This is a genomic window from Marinomonas profundi, from assembly GCF_020694005.1.
In the GTDB taxonomy this organism is placed as follows: Bacteria; Pseudomonadota; Gammaproteobacteria; order Pseudomonadales; family Marinomonadaceae; genus Marinomonas; species Marinomonas profundi.
Map to the genome: position 1 here is coordinate 3,082,146 of NZ_CP073013.1, position 24,289 is coordinate 3,106,434.

A 24,289-nucleotide genomic window follows, 5' to 3' on the forward strand; every position below is an offset into this window, starting at 1 on the left:
TTTACACCTCCATTTGACTGTGATGAGCAAGACCATCAGCGTCAAAAATGTGCGCCGCATGAGACGAAATAGACACACGCACCGTATCGCCTGCTTTTACCTTCGAGCGTCCTGAATCCTCGGCGATCAGCTCTGTACCATCCACTAAGGTGCCGTATAGCAAGGTACGATCACCGAGACGTTCAATGACTTTTATCGTCAAATCCAGGCCGTTTTCTTGTGCCGAAACAACCCTAGTGTCTTCCGCACGAATACCGATTACTGCGTCTTTGGCATTAAATTCTTGAGGAAGTGTAATCGCAGTGACCACCTTACCAGCCCCACTGACTTCTACGGTTACGCCACCCGCTGTGTTTTCAATCTGGTTGATTGGCAGCATAGACATGGGCGGCGAACCCACAAATTCGGCGACAAAACGACTCACAGGATGTTGGTAAATTTCCATTGGCGTGCCGATCTGCTCGATCTTTTGGTTGTGCATGATGACAATGCGATCCGCAAGCGTCATGGCTTCTACTTGGTCGTGAGTGACAAAAACCATGGTTGAGCCAAGGCGCTGGTGGAGTTGCGCTAATTCAAGGCGGGTTCTGCCGCGTAACGCGGCGTCTAAATTAGACAAGGGCTCATCAAAGAGAAAGGCTTTGGGTTCTTTGACAATGGCACGACCAATGGCAACACGCTGACGTTGGCCGCCAGATAGTCGTCCTGGCTTGCGGTCTAATAGATGGTCGATTTCGAGAATTTTCGCCGCATCATTGACGCGACGGTCAATTTCCTCTTGTGCGACTTTCACGTTTTCGAGGCCAAATGCCATATTTTGGCGAGTGGTCATGTGAGGGTAGAGCGCATAGGATTGAAACACCATAGCCACGCCACGCTGGCCTGGCGGTAGGGTATCAATGCGTTGATCACCAATTTCAATGACGCCTTCCGTAATAGATTCCAACCCCGCTATCATGCGCAATAAGGTGGATTTACCGCAGCCGGAAGGGCCAAGGAAAACAACGAATTCACCGTCTTCAATATGTAAATTAATGTCGTCTAATACAGTAACGCTGTCATATCGCTTTGTTATATTTTTTATAGAGATAGATGCAGACATGGTTTCCTCTCTCAGCCAATGTTAAACAGAAGATCTTGGGGGTATTACGCCCCAAGTCGAATCATGCGATAGCTCATTGGAGCAATGCTTGCCGTTAGTCGTTGCTGTTTAACTGCTGCGCCTTGGCCATCCTGTGGGGCAATTTGTTCTGCATCTGGGCCATTTTTTGCGTCAAGTGCATGACCTGCCATGACTTTATCCATAATGATTTTCTGATGTGTAAATCCTTGCAGAGATAGATCCAATTCAATGTTTTCGTCTGGATGACGGTTCACAATAAAGAAAGTGAGCGCGCCGTCTTTATCAGATTCCACCGCAGAAATGTCTAAGTAAGACACGTCCTGAGCAAAATCTGTGCTGTAGCTTTCGCACTGCACGGCGAGGTTTAGTGCGGTGCCGCGGCCATATTGAGATGCATACAAATAGGGATAATAAGTCGATTGACGCCACGCGGGGCCGTCTTTTACCGTCATGATAGGTGCAATCACGTTGACTAATTGTGCTAAACAGCCAATTTTGACCACGTCGCTGTGGCGAATGAAGGTGTTTAGAATACAGCCCACTTGCAGCGTGTCGGCAAAGTCGTAAATGTCTTCTAACAAAGCGGGAGCGTGTGGCCAGCCGTCATTGCCGCCAAGGATTTTTTTGTCTTGCTCGTTGGAGTGATACCAGACGTTCCATTCATCAAAGGAAATATACACATCGTGCGTAGAGCGTTTTTTTGCTTTAGTGGCTTTAATCACCGCCGCAATGGTGTCGATGTAGTTATCCAGTAAGCTGGCTTTGGCTAAATAGTTGGCGGTGTTTTTCTCGTGATTATCGAAATACATGTGCAGTGAAATATAATCGACCGTGTCGTAGGTGTAATCCAATACCGTACTTTCCCATTCTGGATAGGTGGCCATTTTAGGTGAAGAAGAACCACACACAACCAGCTCGATATTCTTGTCGAAAGCGCGCATGGCTTTGGCGGTTTCAAAGGCGACACGGCCATATTCTGCGGCGGTTTTCTGGCCAATTTGCCAAGGACCATCCATTTCATTGCCAAGGCACCAAAGCTTAACATCCCAAGGTTCTTCGCGGCCGTTTTGTTTACGAAGGTCAGACCAGTAAGAGCCTCCAGGATGATTCACGTATTCTAGAAAAGCGCGCGCTTCATCTAACCCCCGTGAGCCAAGATTTACCGCTAACATCATTTCAGTACCCGCTTGTTCTGCCCATTCGGCGAATTCATGAATGCCGATTTCATTGCTTTCTGAGGTGTGCCAAGCAAGGTCGAGACGAGTTGGACGGTCTTCTTTTGGACCAATGCCATCTTCCCAGTTGTAGGCAGATACGAAGTTGCCACCAGGATAACGCGTCACAGGCACATCGATGTCTTTAATCAATTCTATTACATCTTGGCGAAAGCCATGTTTGTCTGCGGTTGAATGGCCAGGTTCGTAGATACCGCTATAAACAGCGCGACCTAAGTGCTCAATGAAAGAGCCATAAAGGCGAGGGTCTATTTTCGCAATGACATAGTCTTTGTGTGCAGTTACGTTAGCGCGCATGCTTACTCCTTTCTTATTTTTGTAGGATATTCAGATTTATTAAGTATCTGGTTTTTTGTTTATTATCTGATTAGTGGATATTAAAAGCATGTTTGACCTAAGGTCAATCAATAAGACGTGTATTTTTTGTGCAATTAAATACCAAAATTGGTATGTCTGAGTGGAGGGTATAACGAAAAAAGAATGAGGTAAGTATTTGAACGGTTACTAAGGTAATGAAATGTATAGATTTTTTGAAGTTTGATTTATTAGGGCAGGCTTATGAATATCTACATCAGAAAATAAGATGTTAAGATTGAAGGCGTAATATAATGTCTTGGTCATAATTACCAAAGTGCTTGCCAAAAATATTAATTCCGCCGGGATGCTCGGCGTCGTCAGGGACGGAAATTCGTACGCGAATAGACCTGTGATCGTCTAATGCAAGGTCTTGTAAAGACACATCGGAAACGCGAATACCATCGACGTATGTACCGTCGTTAGTGACGCGAAAGCTTTTTAAATGGCCATACTGACTGCCAGCAAGCTTCCACCAATCCGGTGTGTACTTTCCTCGGTGATCACCATAATCGCCGGGAGCCGTCCAAATAGCAGCGGTTTTACCATTGATGGAAATATGAATATCAGAGGGCCAGTTATCAGACGTGCCAGGCACTTCTGAGGACAGCTCCATCACCAGTTCTAGCTCTTTCACTGTCTTGCCTGCAATACGAGCGTTGTTGGGGAATTGGTACTCTACATAGCCTCTGGTAAACCATAATAAGCTCGCGCGCATACGATCCGGCGACAAGTAAGTATCAGGGCTGTCTAAATACCCCACAATGCCGGATTCAGAGCACAGGCCGCAAGGCGCCATAACATCAAACTCAGAATACAAGCCAACAGGCATGGCCACTTCGATGACGTTATTTTGATTTTGTTTGGTATTACTGAAAGACAAGACGATTTCTTCGTGTACCGCACGGCAAATTTTTTGGCTGCCTTTGCGACCTTTCTGGCTTTCTGTGGTAATTAAACCGGCACTTTCGAGGGAATTGAGATGACTGGAAGTAGAGGACTGTGGCAGTTCAAGTAGGTCAGCAATGTCATTGACATTCATTGGCCCTTTTTCATGCAGCAAGGACAGAATAGCCAATCGAGCAGGCGCCGCTAGGCTTTTTAAAACATCGGCGCCATCCCCAGGGGTCAGCAATAAGAACTTTTTACTCATCGTCATCTCCAGTTGAAGGAGCCTTTATATCGAGATTTATGATTCTTATCAAGTTATAAATGTTTTTTTGTAAACGGCCTCTTGTTGCCTTGCCAATCGCTAATACTTGTCTCATAGAGTGTTTGGGCGCAAGTCTATAATGTCGGTTTGCTACTTAAAAGAGGTTTTTTTTAAAGTGCTAGGGTGCTTGTTTAGCCTGTAATATTAGTTTTTAATAAAAATATTGTACGATCGGTCAGTTTTTGTGTTTTAACGACTCGTTTCAACTACCATCATAGCAACCATTTTAAATAAGGAGAGCGCTTTGCAATTAATACTAAACGATGAGCTCATCGACGATAACAGGCTCCCTAGCGACTTTACAGCGTTGCGTTACCTAAGAGAAAAGCGCGGATTGATGGGAACAAAAGAAGGCTGTGCGTCTGGCGATTGTGGTGCATGTACGCTGCTTGTTGGTGCACTAGAAGAGGGTGAGTTGCGATACTCGACACTCAATTCGTGCATCACGCCGATTCAATCCTTGGCCGGTAAGCATGTTGTTTCCGTGGAATATTTGTCCAAGGTGGGGGAATTGCACCCCGCCCAGCAAGCCATGGTGGAATCTCATGGTTCTCAGTGTGGCTTTTGCACACCGGGTTTTGTGTTGTCTTTGGCTGGGCTTTATGAGAACAAACAGAGCAACGAGCAGCCCATCGACCGCGAAGCGGTTTGTGATGCGATCTCGGGTAATTTATGTCGTTGCACTGGCTATCGTCCCATCATCGATGCAGGCCTTTCCATGCAGGAGACCCCTTTTATCGAGCTAATGAGTAAGAACGACAGCATCAAAACTCAGCTTGAAAGCTTGCAGCAAGAACCGAGCGACAGCAGTAATTATTTACAACCTAAAGATTTAGAGCAACTTGCTCATGCGCTCAAATCCCATCCAGACGCGGTTTTAATCGCAGGCGGTACGGATTTGATGCTGGAAAATACTCAGCGTTATCGTGATTTTAATACCTTGATCGATGTGTCGAATGTGGTTGAATTGAAGCACTTACAGATTGGTGAAGCGGCTTTAACCATTGGCGCGTCTGTCACCTACAGTGAATTGGAAGATTTCAGCAAGACCCTGTATCCGCAGGTGAATGCTTTGTTAGGCCGAATCGCCTCTCGGCAAATTCGCAACCGTGGCACCATTGGCGGCAACGTGGCGAATGCCTCCCCAATTGCTGATTTACCGCCGTTATTATTGGCGTTTGATGCCGATATTCAATTGCTGAAAAACGACGGCAGCACAAGAACCGTCAACATCGCAGACTTTTACCAAGGCTACAAACAGACTCAATTGGCAGACGATGAGTTGATCGCCTCGTTTGAGTTGTCTCTTGATAAATTGGCGCAATTTCAGCGTTTTTATAAAGTCTCGAAACGCATGGAAGACGATATTTCCAGTGTCATGCTAGCGGTTCGATTTGAAGAGAAAGAGGGCGTATTAACGGATGTACGCTTGGCGTTTGGTGGCATGGCGGCCACGCCGATTCGTGGATTAAAAGCCGAAGCCGCGCTAATGGGCAAACTTATCAATGACGAACAGGCATTAAACCAAGCTATTGAGGCATTGCGCAGTGAATTAACGCCACTAAGTGATATGCGCGCCAGTGCGAACTATCGCTTAGACATGGCCTGTAGTCTGATTCGCAAAGCCTGGCTGGAATTAAATGGCACTCAAGTGGTGACTTTCTCTGGGCATGCGGTTAGCGAGGCTATTTTATCGACTGGCATGGAGGCAAGCACTCATGCGTAAACTTCCACAAGATTTTACACTCGATACAAAAGCCTTTAAGAACGGCCTTTTGCCCGTTCATGAATCGGCGATTAAACACGTAACAGGTCAAGCCGTTTACATTGACGATATGCCGGAATGGCCGAACGAACTGCATGTGGCAACGGGGCTTTCTACCGAAGCGCATGCGGACATTGTCTCTATCAATTTGGATAAAGTTCGTGCCTACCCAGGTGTGGTCGATGTGATTGTACAGGCAGACATTCCGGGAGAAGTGGACGTGTCGCCTGTGCTAAGTGGCGACTTATTATTGGCTGGCGATTTTGTGCACTTTATTGGGCAAGCGATTTTTGCGGTGGCAGCCACCAGTTTGCGCGCAGCGAAACAAGCTGCAGCTTTAGCGGAGATTGTCTATAAACCTCGCGAAGCCACCTTGCATCCTCGTCAATCATTGGAGCGCCAAGAGTTTGTCTTGCCAACGCACACCATCAGTTGTGGCGATGCCAAAAGCGCATTGGAAACCGCGCCGAACAAGCTTAAATCAGACCTGTACGTCAAAGGCCAAGAGCACTTTTATTTGGAAGGGCAGATCAGTGTCGCCGTGCCTAATGAAGATGGTGGTGTGCAAGTATTTGCCTCGTCTCAGCATCCTGCCGAAGTGCAAAAACTGGTGGCGCGCGTACTGGGCTTGCCCGTGGCGCAAGTGTTGGTGGAAGTACGACGCATGGGCGGCGGCTTTGGTGGTAAAGAATCGCAAGCGGCCGTGCTAGGTTGCATGGCGGCGGTGCTTGCGGTGCGTAATCGTTGTCCGGTGAAATATCGCATGCCACGCCAAGATGACATGGTGCAAACGGGCAAACGCCATGACTTCTGGAACAGCTACGAAGTCGGCTTTTCTGATGCAGGGGAAATCCTCGCTGCAGAATACGACATGGTGGGGAAATGTGGTTGTACGGCGGATTTGTCGGATGGCGTGGTGGATCGCGCTATGTTTCACGCCGACAACGCTTACTTCTTACCCAATGCTCGCATTAGCGGTTACCGAGGTAAAACTCACACCGTATCGAACACCGCGTTCCGTGGCTTTGGTGGGCCAAAAGGCGTGATTTTAGCGGAAAACGTCATTGAAGAAATCGCCTGCGCCGTGGGCAAAGATGCTTTAGATATTCGTAAACTGAACTGTTATCAAGGTGAGAAAAACACTACACCCTACGGGCAAAAAATCGAAGACGATGTCTTACTGACCTTGATTGAAGAATTGGAAACAAGCTCGGATTATCGCGCTCGTCGAGAGGCGATTAACGCCTTCAACAAGCAAAATCCTTTCTTGAAAAAAGGCCTAGCGCTGACACCCGTAAAATTCGGTATTTCCTTTACCTCGAAACACTTAAACCAAGGTGGCGCCTTGCTGCACATCTACACCGATGGCAGCGTGCATGTAAGTCACGGCGGAACGGAAATGGGGCAGGGGCTTTATACCAAGGTAGCGCAAATTGTCGCCAAAGCCTTTGGTATCGATTACCAGCGTGTCAATGTCGGCTCGACGCGTACCGATAAAGTGCCCAATGCATCGCCAACGGCTGCGTCTGCAGGAACAGATTTGAATGGTATGGCAGCCTTGGATGCGGCGCTGACGATCAAAGGCCGCTTGCAAGAATTTGCCATGGTGCATTTCGGTATCAGTGCCGATGACTTTGCCATTGCAGACGATCAAGTCAAACTGGGCAGCGAAATCATGGGCTTTCCTGAGTTCATCAAGCTGGCGTACATGAACCGTGTGTCTTTATCGTCTACGGGCTTTTATAAAACACCCAAAATCGGTTACGACCGCAAAGCCGCCAAGGGCCGACCTTTCTTGTACTTTGCCAATGGCGCAGCCGTGGCGGAAGTGATTGTCGATACCTTCACTGGCGAATACAAGGTCACGCAGGTGGATATCTTGCACGACGTGGGCGACTCCATTAACGCGGACATCGACATCGGGCAGATCGAAGGCGCGTTTGTGCAAGGCATGGGCTGGCTCACCTCGGAAGAATTAAGCTGGGATGACAAAGGCCGCATCACCACCAACAGTCCTGCCAATTACAAGATTCCCACCTCGGCGGATATTCCAGAAAAGTTCAACGTAAAATTGTTTGATCGACCCAACAGCGAAGAATCGGTTTATCGTTCAAAAGCCGTGGGCGAACCGCCATTAATGCTGGGGATTTCCGTTTGGTGTGCCTTAAAAGACGCCTGCGCTTCCGTGGCAGATCATAGGTTTTCGCCACCATTGGCCGTGCCAGCGACACCTGAAGCGGTGTTTTACGCCATGCAAGCGGCGCAAAATCATAAAGCAGGTAAGGAAGCCAGCTTATGATGTCTTCCATGAGTTGGGTGCATGCTTTACAAGAAGTGGAAAAAGCAGGCCAAGCGTGGGTGATCGCCACCGTGATTGGCACTCAAGGCTCTGCGCCTCGGGAATCTTCCAGCAAGATGATTATTACCGAGCAACACAGCTTCGACACCATAGGCGGCGGACAGCTGGAATACGCGGTCTGCCAAAAAGCCCGCGCCATGTTGCAAGATGCGGCATCGCCTTCTCATCTGTTGGAAAACTTCCCCCTAGCCGCCAAAACCAACCAATGTTGCGGCGGTACAGTCAGTGTGTTGTTAGAGTATTTCCCCGAACCCGCCAGCAAAATTACCATTTTCGGTATGGGACACGTGGCGACCACCTTGGTGAATGTATTGGGCAATATGCAGACGAAAATCTCATGGATCGACAGCCGTGAAAACCTCGCTCAAGATCATAACCTTAAAGGCTTACCAAGCAACGTCACGCCGTTTCTTTATGAATCTATGTTGGAGCACATTGACCACATGAGTCACAACGAAATCGCCTTGGTGATGACCCACGACCACGCCTTGGACTACCAACTGGTAGAAGCCTTATTGGACCGAAAAGACTGCCGATTCATCGGCTTAATCGGCTCGAAAACCAAAGCCCTGCGCTTCAAAAAACGCCTCGTCAGCGCCTCCTTCAGCCAAGCCGAAATCGACTCAGTCCATTGCCCCGTGGGACTAAACGAAATCACCGGCAAAAAGCCCTTCGACATCGCCATCTCCATCGCCGGACAAATCATCCAAATCACCCAAACCAAAACACCAACAAAAAAACGCAGCGGACTGACTTGGAAAGAAATCAACAACGCCCTCAATGATGAGAAAAAAGTTCAGCGATTTAGTTCTTAGGCTGAAATTACTGCTTCTTTTGTAGGTCGCGGCTTTAGCCCGACAACGTAATTATTCCCTCCCCTTATGTCTTCCAAGGGGAGGGCTAGGGAGGGGTTATTACTTTGGCTCTTCAGGGCTTTGACCCTGACTTCTGCTGAGACGAGAGCAAAGCAAACACCATCACTCGACGTTACTGTTTTAGATTGCCGTTTGACCTCACTTTGGCGTTTGCCTTGCTCCGCATCAACCCTATAAGTTATTGATTTAATATTCTTTTGTAGGTCGTGGCTTTAGCCCGACAACGTAATTATTCCCTCCCCTTATGTCTTCCAAGGGGAGGGCTAGGGAGGGGTTATTACTTTGGCTTTTCAGGGCTTTGACCCTGACCTCCGCTGGAGACACGAGCAAACCAAGCACCACCGCTTGACGTTACTGTTTTAGATTGCCGTTTGACCTCGCTTTGGCGTTTGACTTGCTCCGCATCAACCCTATAAATTATTGATTTAATATTCTTTTGTAGGTCGTGGCTTTAGCCCGACAACGTAATTATTCCCTCCCCTTATGTCTTCCAAGGGGAGGGCTAGGGAGGGGTTATTACTTTGGCTTTTCAGGGCTTTGACCCTGACCTCCGCTGGAGACACGAGCAAACCAAGCACCACCGCTCGACACTGTCGTTTGATCTTGCTCTTGGTGTTGCTTTGCTTCCTGCAGGTCATCACCTCCACTCCTAGGGCACGATAAGCGGAGCGGTTTTTTATATATTGTAAAAGTGCCACGAAAGCGAAGCTTTCTTTTTGTTTATCTTGGCGATGTATCTGAGAATAAAGTGACAGAACGGCTTCTCATCTTGCAGCCATGGGATAATGGAAGTTAGCGTTAGCACACGGTGGTATCAGTGTGTAAAGCGGATCAGGTCATAAGGTCTTAGGTAATCGCTTGCCTCTTTGGTTAAATCGCGCTACAAAAGAGCAAGCAAAGAATCAACATAGCGGCGATCAAAGACCATCTAAAGCGGCATAGCCCAAACAGACGTTGGTATTGAGCGAGTTATATAACAGGGAAGTCCTACCATGAAAAAAGCAAATTCCCTATATAGACAACGCAGCCGTTCAACAGTGGGTTATAGCCGCAGCTACGCTGCCGTATAACCCTTAATTGTTAGGCTCATGGAGGTCTGAGATTGAGCGGTAATATTCCAAATTCAGTAGTAGGCGCTGTTGCTTCGGTAATCGCAGGTCATTACTACAGCCATTCAAAGCTCGAGACACTATTCATGGAAAGTGGCGCTCCCGGTGATGTGCCAGAAGGGAATTGTGAAAGAAAGTGCAGTGAGTGGCTAAAGCGCTGCAATGAAGATCCAGACGTTGATGCCCTTGAGGTCTTGGGAAGAATTATTCAGAACTACATGGATCAGACTCCCCCGGTTTCATTTTTTGATGATTCTCCTTCAAGAATCGAAGACGGCCAAAAGCGGATCAAGGCGGCTCTGGCCCAAAATCAGCTTTCTTACCGCCTTAATGGCTATATTACTCAGTCCGGGTCAACTCCAATTTCCAAAACGTTAGAGGACTATTTAAAATCTGGTAACTTTTCATCTATTGAAAAAGAGTTTGAGAGGGCTGTAGAGCATATTCAAACTGACCCGCACGCATCAGTCACTGCTGCCTGTTCTATTATTGAGTCGGCTCTTAAGTTTTACATAGAGCATTTCAATCTGGTGGCACCAAATAAATTGAACGTCATGCCATTGTGGGCGGTGGTACAGCCGCACCTAAGCTTGAACGCTGATGTCACTTTGGCAGCAGATCAGCACAAAGTTCTGAAAGGTATTTCATCAATCATTGATGGTGTTGGGGCCTTTAGGTCACACATAGGCTCTGCTCATGGTCGCGGCTCCAGCCCACCAAGTATTGTGGTTGCAGAGGCACGGCTTGTTGTTAATGTTGCACATACCTTGGTGGTCTTCATTATGGAGGTGCTGCATGCCAAAAAAGCCTAACAATCGCAGGCACGGCGACGGCTTTTTCGTTGCGGCTGCGCCTCCACTACAAAGCCGCGCGTGCTGCGGGCGTCAGAAGACAACTCTGTATAAAGAAATCACAATCCTGCAACAAGGGCACCCGCACCAAGCGCCCTTGCTCCAATCCTAATCACATTCACTTCCACAGCGGTTTGTTCACTTCGTGATCCACATCCGCAGCGGTGAGGCCGATGTCTTTCAGTTGCGCTTCGTTTAGTTGGCTGAGTCGGTTTCGAGTGCGCCAGTTGTGGGCGATTTTCTTGATAATCGCTTGCCATGGCTTTTCTTTTAGATTCTCTAATGTGGCTTGGCAGCAGTGGCTTATGTCTAGTTGGCTGTTTTTGAGTATGTTCATTTCTTCTGACGCGTGATTTCTCATGATGCTTCTCCCTTACCTCTGTTGAATAGTTTGTTTGTCTGCTTTAGATAAATAATCGGCGATTCATTGCTCTGCGACAAACGAGAAAAAGTGTTTTATAGTTAAGAAAATCTTACTTATAAAAGGGACTGATAATGTCTTCTAGTCGAGCTTTACCGCCGCTTAAATCCTTGCAGGCGTTTCGTTATGCGGCGCAGACCTTGAGTTTTAAGAAGGCGGCGGAGTCGCTTTTTGTCACGCAGGCGGCGGTGAGTCAGCAGATCAAAACTTTGGAGCAGGCGTTGAGTGTTGAGTTGTTTGAACGACACACTCGCCAAGTGGTGCTGACGTCGGAAGGGCAGTATTTATTTGACTACGTTGAGAAGGCGTTTGGTTTATTAGAGGAAGGTGTAAAAGGCATTACGCAAGATCCAAATTCCAATACCTTGGTGATCAGTTCGGTGCCGTCGTTTTCGAGTCGTTGGTTGGTGTCGCGTTTGGGAGGGTTTCAATCTCAGGAGCCGGAGATTAACCTTCGCCTCAGTCCGAGTATTGATTTATCGACCTTTGCCGACAGTGATTTGGATTTGTGTATTCGGCTAGGCCGAGGTGAATATGCTGGGCTGACTTCAAAGTTGTTATTCAGGGAACACTTGGTGTTGGTTTGCCATCCTTCGATGATTAATATGGATGAGCCGATTAAGGCGCAGTTACTCAATATTCCTATTATTACCGATACTGGGCCGGATGTTCGGCACGTATGGCCTGTGTTACAGCGGTTTTTGGATCTTTACGATATGCCGATGAAGTCGCATTTGCATGTGGCGGATTCGACTTCTTTGGTGGAGGCGCTGTTGTCTCGCCAAGGGTTGGCGATGATGCGTTATGGTTTGGTGTATGAGCAGATTGAGAAGGGTCAGCTTATTTGCCCGTTGCCTATTTATATGAAGTCCCAGTATGACTTTTATCTTGTCGCGCCCGCTCCGCATTTTAAATACCAAAAGGTGGTGGCGTTCAAACGCTGGATTGAACAGGAAGTGAAGGCGATTGATTTGTCGTGGCAGGCGTATTTAAAGGCGCAGCCTGAGATGGAAGAGGTGAGAGTTTAGATTATTTTTTAGGAAAAAAGCGGCGAGTTTGTTACAGTCTGTCGTTAGTCAAAAATAAGGTAGCACTTCTGTATTATGCCCATTAGAAATTTATTCGGTTCATTGCCTACTTTTGCAGTTGAACCTGACCAATTCCATGTTCTGCAATCTGCCCTTAGTTTTCGAGAATATTTGTTAGAAGCGATTCGTCATGCGACGTCGAGGATTTATCTTGTTGCGCTTTATCTTGAAAATGATGAAGCGGGTAGGGAGGTTTTAACGGCGGCTTATGAAGCCAAGCAGCGTCGTCCTGAGTTAGATATTGTTATCTGTGTGGATTGGCATCGTGCACAGCGCGGGCTGATTGGTGCGGAAAAAGCAGCCGGTAATGCGGCCATGTATCAGGCGTTTGCGGAACAATATGAACATGCGATTCCCGTTTATGGGGTGCCGGTTCGTAATCGTGAAGTGTTTGGTGTGTTGCATTTAAAAGGCTTTATTATCGACGATACGGTGATTTACAGCGGTGCGAGTTTAAACAACGTGTATCTGCATTTTCAGGATCGTTATCGATTTGATCGCTACCATGTTATTCAGAATCTAGCCTTGGCAGACAGCATGGTGGGGTTTATTCGCAATGAGATGATTTGTCACCCTGGGGTGAATAATCTTGCTCTGGCGGAATTGCCGTCGACGAAAGCGCTAAAGCCGGCGATACGACAGCTTAGGCTTTCGCTGGGTAAGGCGTCTTATGGTGGCGAAAAGCAAGTTGTCAGTGATCAGCAGGTGGCGGTGACGCCTTTGGTGGGGGTGGGGAAACGTTTTAATGCGCTGAACCAAAAAATCACCGAGTTGTTAGCCGATGCGAAGCAAGAGATCGTGCTTTGTACGCCGTATTTTAACCTTCCTAAAGTGGTGTTAAGAGAGGTTAAGCGGGCTATTAAACGCGGTGTGAAGGTGCATGTGATAGTGGGTGATAAAACCGCCAACGATTTTTACATCGCGCCGGATCAGCCTTTTAAAGCCATTGGTGGTTTGCCGTATTTGTACGAAATGAATTTGCGCAAGTTTGCTCGCGCTAATGAAAGCCATATTGAATCGGGCGGTTTGTCGATTCATTTATGGCAGCATGACCATAATAGCTATCACTTAAAAGGGCTTTGGGTTGATCGTCGGGCGATGTTGCTAACGGGTAATAATGTTAACCCAAGGGCATGGGCGTTGGATTTGGAAAACGGTTTGCTGATTGACGACCCAAAGCAGCATTTGTTGACGAAATTCATGGCTGAGTTTGACAATATTCATCAGCATACTCAACGAATTGCCTCTTATAGTCAGCTTGAAAGCATTCATGATTATCCAGATAAGATCCAGCGGTTGTTGAAGAAAGTGATTCGAACGCGAGCAGATCGATTGCTTAAGCGGATTTTGTAGTCGGGTTTTTAGTCGGTGTTAAACCCAAAAAGCGAATCAAACGATTCGCTTTTTGGGTTTCTAGGGGCTGGAAAACTATTCAAATAGTTGGAATTATTTGGCTTTTAGATTTTTTTGCACGGTTGCTGAATACCAATCCAAAAAGTTGATGACGCCGAACTCGTAGGTTTCTGAGTAAGGGCCTGGTTGATAGCCAATGGAGTTGATGCCGAGCTGGTTGCGCTCGCCCAGTACTTTGTCTTGTTCGTTGGTGGCATCCCACACTTTGCGTAGGTTTTCTATGTCGTAATCAACGCCTTCTACGGCGTCTTTGTGGACGAACCATTTGGTGGTGACGATGCTTTCTTGCGCTGAAATAGGCAGCACGCGGAAGACGATGAAGTGGTCGGATTGCATGTGGTTCCATGAGTTTGGCAAGTGCAATATGCGCATTGAGCCCAGTTCGCGGTTTTGAATACGACCTAATGGTTTATTACAGGCGGCTGAGCCGTCTATGGTCATGACCTTGGTGCCTTTTTTGAGCGGCATGCGCACGATGCGGTTGCGCTGTACGTCACCAAAGCTTTTGAGTTTGTGCGGAATGCCTTCTTCGTCCCATTGAGCGGCTTGGGCGTTGTAGTGGTCGTGAAAATCTTGTGGTGCGCGTGGGTCTTCGGTGTCGTCCCACTCTAATAAGGAGTTAAGCAGTTCCGGATGATTGCCCGCGCAGTGGTAGCATTCACGGTTGTTTTCCAGTACCAGTTTCCAGTTGGCGCGTTCGTACATGGTAGATTCGACGGCGAGCTTGGTGTTTTCTACGTCGTAGGGTTCCATGTATTCGTCGAGTGTCGCTAGGAAGTCATCAAACTCGTCGTCGGGTGCGGTTTTGCCTAAGCAAATAAAGATGAAGCCGCCTGCGGTTTTGCAATGGGTCGCTTTTAGGCCATGTTGCTTCATGTCAAAGTCTTTGTTCATTTCTGTGCCAGCAAACAATAAGTTGCCTTTTAGGTCGTACGTCCATTGATGATAAGGGCAAACGAGATTGGCGACCTTGCCTCGGTGTTCGGTGCAAATAATGGAACCACGGTGTCTGCAGGTGTTGTGAAAGGCGCTTACTTTGCCTTCGCCATCACGCACGATTAACACGGGGTTTTGTCCAATTTCGACGGTGAAGTAGTCGCCTTTTTTCGGGATTTCACTGGTCATTCCCACAAACAGCCATTCTTTTTGAAAGACTTCTTCCATGTCGATGCGGAACATGTGTGGGTCGTTGTAAAGCGAGGCGTCGAGTGAATAGTTGCTAGGACGCTTTGCTAGTGTGTCCGTCATGGCCATTTTGGCTTCATCAATAGAAGTATGGCGTACATTTAGTAGGTCGTGTTGTTGATTCATCTTTCTGGGCCTTACATGACAAAAAGAGTGGTGGGCTGTTTGACAGTCTAGTGTATTTACGAGGCTATAATCGCTTAATCAAGCCCGAAAGAAATGACCATTCGCGACATTGGGTGATACCTAAATCGACGCCTAATCTCTTGTGCTGTAAGGGATTGACTGCCCTGAGCAACTAATTGTCGCGGAGAGTTAATTTGCATTGACCGACTGCATCCAAAATGGCGGAAAAGGTGTCACTCGACTTTAGGTACTTTTGCTGCAGGCACTTTGTTTAGGTGCTTTATTTTAGGTGCTCGACTTCAATTAAGAGATTTTAATATGACCAACTCTTCGACAAAAATGGTGAATGCAGATTATTTAGCGCCGGTGAATACTCAGACGTGGGTGAATGGGCGTCACAATGTTCGTTGTGTGAAGGTGATTCATGAAACATGGGACGTGAAAACGTTTTGCTTTATGGCGCAGCAACCGGTCATGTTCTTTTTTAAGCCGGGGCAATTTGTCACCCTAGAGTTGGAGATCGAAGGTAAGCAGGTGATGCGCTCTTACACTATTTCGAGTTCGCCCTCTGTGCCTTATAGCTTTTCGATTACGGTGAAACGTGTGCCCGGTGGCGAAGTCTCAAATTGGTTGCATGACACCATGTCGGTAGGGTCTGAGTTGGCGGTGCATGGCCCTGTTGGTCAGTTCAATTGCATTGATTTTCCGGCTGAAAAGGTGCTGCTGTTGTCAGGTGGTGTTGGTGTGACGCCGGTGATGTCGATGGCGCGTTGGTGGTTTGATACCAATGCGGATGTAGACATTACTTTTATCCATAGCGCACGTTCGCCTCGGGATGTGATTTATTCCCGTGAATTGGATCACATGGCGGCGCGTTTGGACAATTTTGGCTTGTATTTGATCGTTGAGAAGATGGAAAACGGTTTGCCATGGCAAGGTTATCGAGGCTATTTGGATGCGTCTAAGCTTGATATGATTTCACCGGATTTTATGGAACGTGAGATTTATTGTTGCGGCCCTGCGCCTTATATGAAAGCGGTTCGTGCGCTGCTTCAAGAGCGTGGCTTTGATATGTCTCGTTATCATGAAGAGTCATTTGGGGCGACGCCTGCTGGCGTGGTGGAAGATGCCATCGAGCAAGCCGAGGTCGCGCAGGCGGAAGCCGAAGCCGTGAACCATGCTGATTTATTGCGTGTTGAATTTTTGGGGAGTGGCAAAAGCATTCAAGTAATAGCGGGGGAAACCTTGCATAACGCGGCGGCAAGGCTTGACCTGATGATACCCAAAGCCTGTGGTATGGGGATTTGTGGTACCTGTAAAGTGCTGGTAAAAGCAGGGAAAACACAGATGGATCATAATGGTGGGATTACGGATGAGGATGTTGAAGCGGGCTATGTTTTGTCTTGCTGTACGGTTCCTCAGTCTGATGTTGTTGTCGAATATTGATTTTTATTAAATAAGCGTTCAATAAAAGTGCAATACTGGTCTATATTAGTGCATAGAGTTGAATGGTGCATAGCGTTGGATTTTTATGGGGTGATCGCGTTGAGTGTGTGGGGGAATTTGTTTCTGTTATCCCTCACTTATCGTGTGTTACCGTGTGAATAGACAAGGTGAGCAATGATTTTGTATTTCCTTAAAAATAAAAAAGTGCTTATGACGGTTATTTAGTAAGGCCATCGGGATATATGGTCTGGATTTTGCCTAGTAATAAAAAAGCACACGTATGAGGACATTAATATGGCAGATAACTTAACCCCAGCTTTTGATGCAAGAAGCACAACGAGAGTCGGCTTTTTATTGCTCGATCATTTTACGATGATCGCGCTGGCTTCTTCTATCGAGCCATTGCGCATGGCCAATCAGTTGTCCGCAGAGGAACTGTACAGTTGGAGTTTGATCTCTGAAAATGGTCAGTCTGTGACAGCCAGTGATGGCTTGAGTTTAACACCTGATATGTCGATCGAAGGCAGCGCCGAGTTTGATCTGATCATTGTGGCGGGCGGTGTCGATATTACCCGTACTTTCACCGCTAAGCAGGTTTCTTGGTTAACCAAGCAATCGCGCAAAGGGGTTCAACTAGGCGGGATTTGCACAGGCGCTTATGTGTTGGCTTACGCGGGTCTCTTAAACGGTTATCAATGCAGCGTGCATTGGGAGTGTTTAACCGCACTGCAAGAAGCTTTTCCCAAAGTGAACTGCAATAACAAGCTATTCTCCATCGATAAAAACCGCCTCACTTCTTCTGGTGGCAGCGCGCCTATGGACATGTTTTTAAACATGATGACTAGGCAACACGGCCCCAAATTATCCAATGCTATTTCTGATATGTTTATTTGTGATCGTATTCGCAGTGAATCGGATCAGCAGCGTATGCCGATGCGCCAATTTAACAGTGCTGGCGTTTGTACGCCTAAGCTGGTGGATGTTATTGAGCTGATGGAAAACAACTTAGAAGAACCGATTGAACTAGACGAATTAGCGTCTTTTGTGGATGTGTCACGTCGCCAAATTGAACGTATGTTTCACCGTCATTTAGATTGTTCGCCATCGCGTTTTTATTTGCGCTTGCGCCTTGAACGCGCGCGTAAACTATTAAAGCAGTCGAACATGTCGATTGTGGAAATTTCCATGGCCTGTGGTTTTATTTCGACACCACATTTTAGTCGCTGCTATCGCAAGCACATTGGTGTCTCGCCTCGTGACGAACGCAAAATCGCTTGGAAAGGCGAGGTGCCTGAATTGCTTAACGAGTCAAAAGACGACGCTATTATGTACATTGCCCACGCTCAAGATGCGTTAAGCCAATCGTACACTGAACCCAGCTATGGGTCGGTTGCTGTGTAGGTTTTTGGCTTAGTGGTCGTTTTAGAATTGAAAAAGGAGCCGTCCGAAAGGCTCCTTTTTTATGGATAATGCCTAGGGATGATGGCTTTGACAATACAGAAGGCTTTCTTTTTTCGTTGTGTTTCTTTCTTCGCATGACCAGTTTGCATACACAGTCTGGTCTCTATTTGATTGCACGATGAAGAACGCCTTGTGCTGTGATGGCAACCAAGAACCTAGCTCCATTGAGCGTTGTTTGGCTTTGCCAGATGAATAATACTGGGCCGAGAAAGGACGTTTATGCAGGTAGAATAAATCGCTCTGTGTGGCTTCTGGCTGTTGCTTCCAAACGGCGAGAATTTTGTCTTCAGAACGTTTTGCTACCCAATCAAAATGCAAGGCGCTGATGAGTACGACCAGTAGCAATGGCGTTATAAAGCCGACCTTGTAGAACCCATTTGGCAGTGGTTTTTGCTTATGCATATGAACGACTAATAGTGCGGTCGCTGGCAGGGCTGGCATGACGTAACTGGCTAAAATATTGCCTGAAAAACTGAACAGCATCATCGGGGATAACATCCACATCAATAAGAAGCTGCCAAAACCATCGGGGCTTTCTTCTACGTCTTTGGCGTCTTTTAGGGATCGAATCCCTTGCCAAATAAGCACTGGGCTCCAAGGTAGCATGGAAACGAATGCGTACACCCAAATCGTACCGCGTGTTCTTTCGTGTGCGCTGCCATACAGATCGCCTTGCCAGCCGCTGACGATGAAACGTTTAATGTGCTCGCCAATGATGAAGTAGTCTAAAAACCCCGGTGTTTTGTATTCTGCGATAATGTACCAAGGCACGCTGATGAGTAAAAAAAGCAGGGTGCCAGCGCCCCAAGGTAATGTCCGCCATAGTTTTTTCCAACGAGCGTTGGGAAAGAGCCAAACGGTTAAGCTAATGCCAATCAAGACCAGTGCCAATGGGCCTTTTGATAACATGCCCAAGGCTAAGCCCACGAAAAACAAATAACCCCAGACCTTGCCTCTGTTGTTCCATGCTTGCCAGAAGCTGACCATGCTTAGGGCGATCGAAAAAGTCAGAGCGGTATCCGTCATGACCGCACCACTTAAGACGATAAATGAGACGGTCGAGGCCAAGATACTCGCACTAAAAATGCCCATGGCGGTGGATTGAAAATGGTCTTTGGCGAGCTTATAGACTAAACCAATAACCCCTAAGCCAACGATGAGGTGCGGTACACGTGCGGCGAATTCATTAATGCCAAATAGGCTGAAGCCAAGGCTGCTGAGCCAAGTGAAAATGGGTGGCTTTCCCCAAAAGGGCACATTGTAGTCAAACATCGGCGTGATCCAGTTGCCTGTTTCAAACATGATGCGTGCCATTTCTGCGTAGCGAGCTTCGGTGGTGTCCATTAATGGATAAAGAGAGAGCGATATAAAGCGCAATGCTAAGGTGCTGATCAGCAAGGTGAGCCATAATTTGGCAGAAGGTAAGGCTAAAGTTAGTTTTTGCATTATTCAGCGTCCACTGAGTGAAGGGTTGGTTTGCTTAACGCGTTTTCCATGAGCACGTACAAAGGGCGCTGTTTGGATTCAATAAATAATCGACCAACGTACTCGCCGAGGACGCCAATCGACAAAAGTTGAATACCGCCTAAGAATAAGATGATCAGCATGGTCGATGGATAACCCGCCACAGGGTCACCCCAGAAGAGGGTTTTGGTGAAAATGACCAGCGCCATGATAAAGGCAATGGCTGATGTCGTCAGGCCTGCCATGGTCGCCCAGCGTAAGGGTTTGGTGCTGAACGAGGTAATGCCTTCCAAGGCAAGGTGAATCAGTTTCGGGTAGTTCCATTTGGTATCGCCCGCTAAGCGAGGGTCACGGTCAAAGGTGAGTATTTTGCGCGTAAAGCCAGGCCACGCCAGCAAGCCTTTCATAAAGCGCGTTCTTTCTGGCAGGGTATTAATAACGGCGACGACTTTTTGATCCATGAGACGAAAATCACCGACGTTTTCGGTAATCGGATGATCGCTGATTTTTGACATAAAGCGATAGAAGCAATGGGCTGTGGTGCGCTTTATCCAGCTTTCACCATGACGTTCACGGCGCTGCATTTCAACCACTTGGGCGCCATCTTGCCAAGCTTGTACCATTGCGGGAATGTATTCTGGTGGGTCTTGTAAGTCTGCATCCAATAAAATAACGCAGCGACCTTCGGCCACTTTCATGCCTGCGCTCATGGCGGCTTCTTTGCCAAAATTACGGCTGAGGCGCAAGCTGCGAACTTGGTGCACAGGGTGCTTTAATTGACTGACCAACGCCCAGCTGTTGTCTGTGCTGCCGTCATCAACATAGACGATTTCACAATGCTGACGGAGCGTTGCGAGTGCATCACAGACTCTTTGGTGGCAAACCGCCAAGACATCGGCTTCATTTAGGAAGGGAATAATCACCGATACTAGAGGCTGAGCGTTTGCAGTGGGCTCTTTTGCTGCGCGTTTAGTGCTTGCGTATTGTCTATATTGAATGGCTTTCATGGCTTTCTCTTCTCAGGAAAAGGGTTATGAGGCCATCCTAATCACAGTGGTGTCGCAAAAAGATGATTCACTTTTTTTTCATGCTTTTAGGTGACAATGGGTCTTTATTAGCCCACTCTTTTTTACGGCGCTTTTTGATTGTTGAGATGACGATGAAATTACTGTTAGTGGAAGACCATAAAGACATTGCTGGTGTGATATTTGATTACTTTGAAATCAAAAATGACATCTTGGATTATGCGAGTAATGGCTTGCAAGGCTATGAGTTAGCAAAAGCAGAGCATTATGATGCGATCATTTTGGATGTGATGTTGCCAAAAATGGATGGCTTAAGCGTTTGTAAATCCTTGCGGGAAGCGGGTATCGATACGCCAATTTTAATGCTGACGGCGCGTGATACTAAGGACGATATCTTGTCTGGTTTTGCGCATTTCGCTGATGATTACCTAGTCAAACCGTTTGATTTGGAGATTCTTGACTCTCGCCTGCAGGCATTGGTTAGAAGGCGAAAAGGCAGTGTGGCGAATCGGACGCTAACCTATGGTCATTTATCCTTGGATATGAATACACGTGTTTTGCAACGTGAAGGCAGCCGCTATTCTTTAAACCCTTCGCAGTACACGATTTTGAAATGTCTGCTGCAAAAAGCGCCTGATGTGGTATCAAAAGAAGACGTTTGTGATGCCTTGTGGGGAGATGAAGAGCCAGACAGTAAAGTCTTACGCAGCCATATCTATCAATTACGTAGCCTGATAGATCGACCATTTGAGCACGCTTATTTAAGAACCGTGTCTAAAGTCGGTTATCGTCTTGTGGCGGAAGGTGACGAATGAAACCTATTAAAACCGCTAAGCAGTTAACTTTTACGTATTTCTCTATTGTGGCATTTGCGATTATCGTTTTTCATTTTTCGATGTTTACGTCAATGATTGAAAACGTTGAAATTATTTATGCTGAAAATCGCATGTTAAAAGACAAGGGCACCGCGGTGGCGTTATTAAACGGCACGCAGCTCACTCATGTTTCTGTTCCGCCTTTTTCTGAAGTCTATGTGGGGAAAGAAAATTTACCCGCTTGGGTCGTGCTTAATTCAAGTATGACAGACGATAAGCCTTATGAATTAGATGACGAGTCCGACACGCCATTGGAAATATTTTCAATGCGCTCTAAGGTGAGGCTAAATGGTGAGGTAAAAGACCTTTACGTGATTCATTACGATGAAATTTATGAAATATCCGAAGAGCAAATGTTTGAAACGCAAAGTACGCAGCTGGCGTTGTCTTTGTTGTTATTGATTATTAGTTTGTGGGTGGTGATGCGAATTTCGGGCCGTTTAACTCAGCCTCTTGCGCAACTGTCAAAAAGTCTTGGAGAACGACGCTCGAATAACTTGTCCGCTATTACATTGCCGCAAGGCGCTGCCACAAGAGAAATACATCAATTAGTTGAGCGACTTAACGATTATCAAGATCAGATTCGTGACTTGATTGAGCGGGAACGAGCCTTTAATCGTTATGCGAGTCATGAGCTGCGCACGCCTCTTATGGTGATGAAAGGCGCTACCACACTACTGGGTAAATCGGATTCAAAAGTGTTTTTAGAGCGTCAACGAGTGCGTATGGTGCAGGCGTGCCAAGAGATGGAAGATTATATTACCACGCTGTTGTCTCTGACCCGAGAGGAAGATCTCGACGCCATGGCGTGCCGTGTTGTGCCATCGAGTGAATATGAGAGCATTCGTCAAACGCACTTGGGGTATATCATGGGGAAAAAGGTCGTTGTTAATATTATTGAAGACGGTCAAATTATCACCAAATTACCCATTCCAACCTTGCATATCTTAGTGGGAAATCTGTTAAAAAATGCCATGGCTTGCACCGAAGACGGCCATGTGAATATTCTAGTCACAGACAATGAGCTTGCTGTGGTTGACACGGGTTGCGGGTTAAGTGGTCAGCCGGGTGGGGAAAGTTACGGTTTAGGCTTGATGATAGTGCGTGATATTTGTGCCAAGTATCATTGCACCTTTTCACTCGAAGACAATAAGGCGTCAATAGGCTGCACTGCGACAGTGGTTTTCCCAAGCGCCTTTTAATGGCATCAAAGTAGGTGAGGGCTTTGAACGTAAAGTTATTTAATAAATTGATAAGTTGAAACCAATATCAGCATAAAACAATCGACTTTATAGATGTTATCATTTGTCTATTGGTCACACTCTTTCTTGATGCTTTATTTTATGGAGAAACACAATGAGCTCATCTATTTTAAAACGTATACCGCTGCAAATGTTTTGGCCGACCTTTGATCCTTTCTTATTTTGTGCCTTTCATAACGACACCTACCCTAAGGCAAACGCTTCTATGGGGCCGGATGCGCCGTTGAATAATCGTCCTTTGGGGCAAGATTTTGGCGGCATCGATGGCTGGCGTATGTATCACGGTAAAACGGTTCCTGGCTTTCCGGCGCATCCACATCGTGGTTTTGAGACGGTGACGGTTGTGAATAAGGGCTTTGTTGATCATGCCGATTCCATGGGCGCGGCGGGTCGTTATGGGGAAGGGGATACCCAATGGATGACGGCGGGGGAAGGGGTTCAGCATTCCGAAATGTTCCCTTTGTTGAATGAAGATGGTGTTAACCCATTAGAGCTGTTTCAAATTTGGCTGAATTTGCCCAGTAAGAATAAAATGGTGCCACCGCATTTCACCATGCTTTGGAACGAAGACACGCCTGTGGTGAAAGTGCCAGACAGTCAGGGTGTAGAAACGCAAGTGAAAGTGGTGGCGGGGACTTATCAAAAAGTTGATCCTTCGCCTTGCCCACCGAATTCATGGGCGGCCGATAGTAAAAATGACGTGGCTATTTGGTTGATTGATTTACCCGAAAATGGTGAATGGACATTGCCTGCGGCGGCCGCTAATTTGAGCCGTACCTTGTACTTTTTTGAAGGTGACAAGGTCATGTTAGACGAGGCGAGTGGGTCGATTAATGAGGCTTTTGTGCTGAAAAGTGATTCGCCTTTGGTGTTGCGGAATCAAGGTAAAAATGCCCGATTCTTATTATTGCAAGGTCGTCCAATTGGCGAGCATGTTGAACAACATGGGCCGTTTGTGATGAATACTCGCGCTGAGTTACAGCAAGCGTTCCAAGATTATCAGCGTACACAATTTGGTGGTTGGCCTTGGTCGCGCCATGATCAAGTGCATGATAAATCGAAAGGGCGCTTTGCTGAGCATGGTACGGAAGAAGCCTAAGTCAGCGGTGTGGATAAAACCTAATGACTTAACGTTTGGCGGGTGAAAAGACCCAAAAGCGTGAGAACGCATAATTGAGCATCATGCCAATGAATACACCGGGCACCATGGCGAGATAAGGCCATAAAAGCGCCAGTGTCGAATCGGCTATTGTTGGTGGCTGAGACATCAGTATTAGATAGCAGCCCCAATTAGGCACAAAGGCAATAACAGAGCCGCCGAGAAATTGCAGCCATTGCAATGCGGCGGCTTTTTTGTCTTTGTCGTCTTGTTTGCTATCTGTAAAGGTCATGGTGCGGTTCCACCACCAATTGGAGCTGGCGGCGACCCAGAATGCTATGGCGCGCGCCAGTAGATGAGGAAGCCAAATCGAAAGCAGCAACATGCTGATCAAGTCGACCAAAAAGCCAACACCGCCAACGATGCCAAAGCGTACAAAAGTATGTTTAAAAATGGAGTTCATGGTGGCATTCTAAGCAGGGAAACATCAAAAAAAGATGAAACGAATTTCAATCGTCATTTTTCTATTAATGAAATACA

General features: G+C 47.0%; 19 protein-coding genes. 11 read left to right on the forward strand and 8 right to left on the reverse strand.

All coding sequences use genetic code 11. The features are described 5' to 3' along the window. Position 1: 1 nt before the first annotated feature. The 3 genes from J8N69_RS14340 to J8N69_RS14350 form a co-directional block, all read right to left on the reverse strand. Entirely contained in the window at positions 2-1,102 is a 1,101-nt protein-coding gene (locus J8N69_RS14340; RefSeq protein ID WP_168823473.1) for an ABC transporter ATP-binding protein, read from the reverse strand. A 44-nt stretch (positions 1,103-1,146) separates the two neighbouring features. Next, positions 1,147-2,655 (reverse strand): arabinosylfuranosidase ArfA, encoded by a 1,509-nt coding sequence (gene arfA / locus J8N69_RS14345; protein ID WP_168823475.1) that lies wholly within the window; start codon positions 2,653-2,655, stop codon positions 1,147-1,149. Positions 2,656-2,944: 289 nt separating this feature from the next. Continuing rightward, positions 2,945-3,865 carry an ArsR/SmtB family transcription factor gene (locus tag J8N69_RS14350; RefSeq protein WP_168823477.1) on the reverse strand — a complete coding sequence of 307 codons (921 nt, stop codon included), beginning with the start codon at positions 3,863-3,865 and terminating at the stop codon, positions 2,945-2,947. A gap of 304 nt (positions 3,866-4,169) precedes the next feature. On the opposite strand from J8N69_RS14350, the gene xdhA reads away from it, so the two are divergent. The 4 genes from xdhA to J8N69_RS14370 all read left to right on the forward strand — a co-directional run bounded on the left by xdhA (position 4,170) and on the right by J8N69_RS14370 (position 10,845). After that, on the forward strand, positions 4,170-5,651 hold the full coding sequence (gene xdhA / locus J8N69_RS14355; RefSeq protein WP_168823479.1) for a xanthine dehydrogenase small subunit: 1,482 nt from the start codon (positions 4,170-4,172) through the stop codon (positions 5,649-5,651). Continuing rightward, positions 5,644-7,989 carry a xanthine dehydrogenase molybdopterin binding subunit gene (gene xdhB / locus J8N69_RS14360; protein ID WP_168823482.1) on the forward strand — a complete coding sequence of 782 codons (2,346 nt, stop codon included), beginning with the start codon at positions 5,644-5,646 and terminating at the stop codon, positions 7,987-7,989. Before xdhA ends, xdhB begins: the two co-directional genes overlap by 8 nt. Then, positions 7,986-8,864: a xanthine dehydrogenase accessory protein XdhC gene (gene xdhC / locus J8N69_RS14365; RefSeq protein WP_168823484.1), complete on the forward strand. Its 879-nt coding sequence runs from the start codon at positions 7,986-7,988 to the stop codon at positions 8,862-8,864. The genes xdhB and xdhC overlap by 4 nt, the downstream gene beginning before the upstream one ends. A 1,162-nt stretch (positions 8,865-10,026) precedes the next feature. Continuing rightward, the gene (locus tag J8N69_RS14370; RefSeq protein ID WP_168826180.1) at positions 10,027-10,845 is read left to right on the forward strand and encodes an abortive infection family protein; all 819 of its coding nucleotides are present in this window, start codon (positions 10,027-10,029) and stop codon (positions 10,843-10,845) included. Between the two features lie 157 nt (positions 10,846-11,002). Here J8N69_RS14370 and J8N69_RS14375 read toward each other — a convergent pair whose 3' ends face one another. Next, on the reverse strand, positions 11,003-11,245 hold the full coding sequence (locus J8N69_RS14375) for a DUF1127 domain-containing protein (protein ID WP_168826182.1): 243 nt from the start codon (positions 11,243-11,245) through the stop codon (positions 11,003-11,005). A 134-nt stretch (positions 11,246-11,379) separates the two neighbouring features. Between J8N69_RS14375 and J8N69_RS14380 the strand changes: the two genes are divergently transcribed. Both J8N69_RS14380 and pssA read left to right on the forward strand, forming a co-directional pair. Next, positions 11,380-12,333 carry a LysR substrate-binding domain-containing protein gene (locus tag J8N69_RS14380; protein ID WP_168826184.1) on the forward strand — a complete coding sequence of 318 codons (954 nt, stop codon included), beginning with the start codon at positions 11,380-11,382 and terminating at the stop codon, positions 12,331-12,333. Positions 12,334-12,408: 75 nt separating this feature from the next. Next, the gene (gene pssA, locus J8N69_RS14385) at positions 12,409-13,746 is read left to right on the forward strand and encodes a CDP-diacylglycerol--serine O-phosphatidyltransferase (protein ID WP_211085105.1); all 1,338 of its coding nucleotides are present in this window, start codon (positions 12,409-12,411) and stop codon (positions 13,744-13,746) included. Positions 13,747-13,839: 93 nt separating this feature from the next. Here pssA and J8N69_RS14390 read toward each other — a convergent pair whose 3' ends face one another. Further along, positions 13,840-15,117 carry an aromatic ring-hydroxylating oxygenase subunit alpha gene (locus J8N69_RS14390; protein WP_168826186.1) on the reverse strand — a complete coding sequence of 426 codons (1,278 nt, stop codon included), beginning with the start codon at positions 15,115-15,117 and terminating at the stop codon, positions 13,840-13,842. A gap of 318 nt (positions 15,118-15,435) precedes the next feature. Between J8N69_RS14390 and J8N69_RS14395 the strand changes: the two genes are divergently transcribed. After that, complete coding sequence (locus J8N69_RS14395; RefSeq protein WP_211085107.1) at positions 15,436-16,563, forward strand: hybrid-cluster NAD(P)-dependent oxidoreductase; 1,128 nt, start codon at positions 15,436-15,438, stop codon at positions 16,561-16,563. A 294-nt stretch (positions 16,564-16,857) separates the two neighbouring features. Beyond that, a complete protein-coding gene (gbdR, locus tag J8N69_RS14400; protein ID WP_168826189.1) occupies positions 16,858-17,964 on the forward strand; it encodes a choline metabolism transcriptional regulator GbdR in 1,107 nt (368 codons plus the stop codon). A gap of 72 nt (positions 17,965-18,036) precedes the next feature. On the opposite strand, the gene J8N69_RS14405 is transcribed toward gbdR, so the two are convergent. Beyond that, complete coding sequence (locus J8N69_RS14405; protein ID WP_168826191.1) at positions 18,037-19,470, reverse strand: ArnT family glycosyltransferase; 1,434 nt, start codon at positions 19,468-19,470, stop codon at positions 18,037-18,039. Then, positions 19,470-20,495: a glycosyltransferase family 2 protein gene (locus tag J8N69_RS14410; protein WP_168826193.1), complete on the reverse strand. Its 1,026-nt coding sequence runs from the start codon at positions 20,493-20,495 to the stop codon at positions 19,470-19,472. The genes J8N69_RS14405 and J8N69_RS14410 overlap by 1 nt, the downstream gene beginning before the upstream one ends. A gap of 152 nt (positions 20,496-20,647) precedes the next feature. Here J8N69_RS14410 and J8N69_RS14415 point away from each other — a divergent pair, with 152 nt between their 5' ends. The 3 genes from J8N69_RS14415 (at position 20,648) to J8N69_RS14425 (ending at position 23,749) form a co-directional block, all read left to right on the forward strand. Further along, positions 20,648-21,328 carry a response regulator transcription factor gene (locus J8N69_RS14415; RefSeq protein ID WP_168826195.1) on the forward strand — a complete coding sequence of 227 codons (681 nt, stop codon included), beginning with the start codon at positions 20,648-20,650 and terminating at the stop codon, positions 21,326-21,328. Beyond that, positions 21,325-22,590, forward strand: coding sequence for a sensor histidine kinase (locus J8N69_RS14420; protein WP_168826197.1), 1,266 nt, complete (start codon positions 21,325-21,327; stop codon positions 22,588-22,590). Before J8N69_RS14415 ends, J8N69_RS14420 begins: the two co-directional genes overlap by 4 nt. A 154-nt stretch (positions 22,591-22,744) precedes the next feature. Further along, a complete protein-coding gene (locus J8N69_RS14425; protein WP_168826199.1) occupies positions 22,745-23,749 on the forward strand; it encodes a pirin family protein in 1,005 nt (334 codons plus the stop codon). Positions 23,750-23,777: 28 nt separating this feature from the next. Here the strand turns inward: J8N69_RS14425 and J8N69_RS14430 are convergent, their stop codons facing one another. Continuing rightward, the gene (locus J8N69_RS14430) at positions 23,778-24,212 is read right to left on the reverse strand and encodes a GtrA family protein (protein WP_168826201.1); all 435 of its coding nucleotides are present in this window, start codon (positions 24,210-24,212) and stop codon (positions 23,778-23,780) included. Between the last annotated feature and the right edge of the window lie 77 nt (positions 24,213-24,289).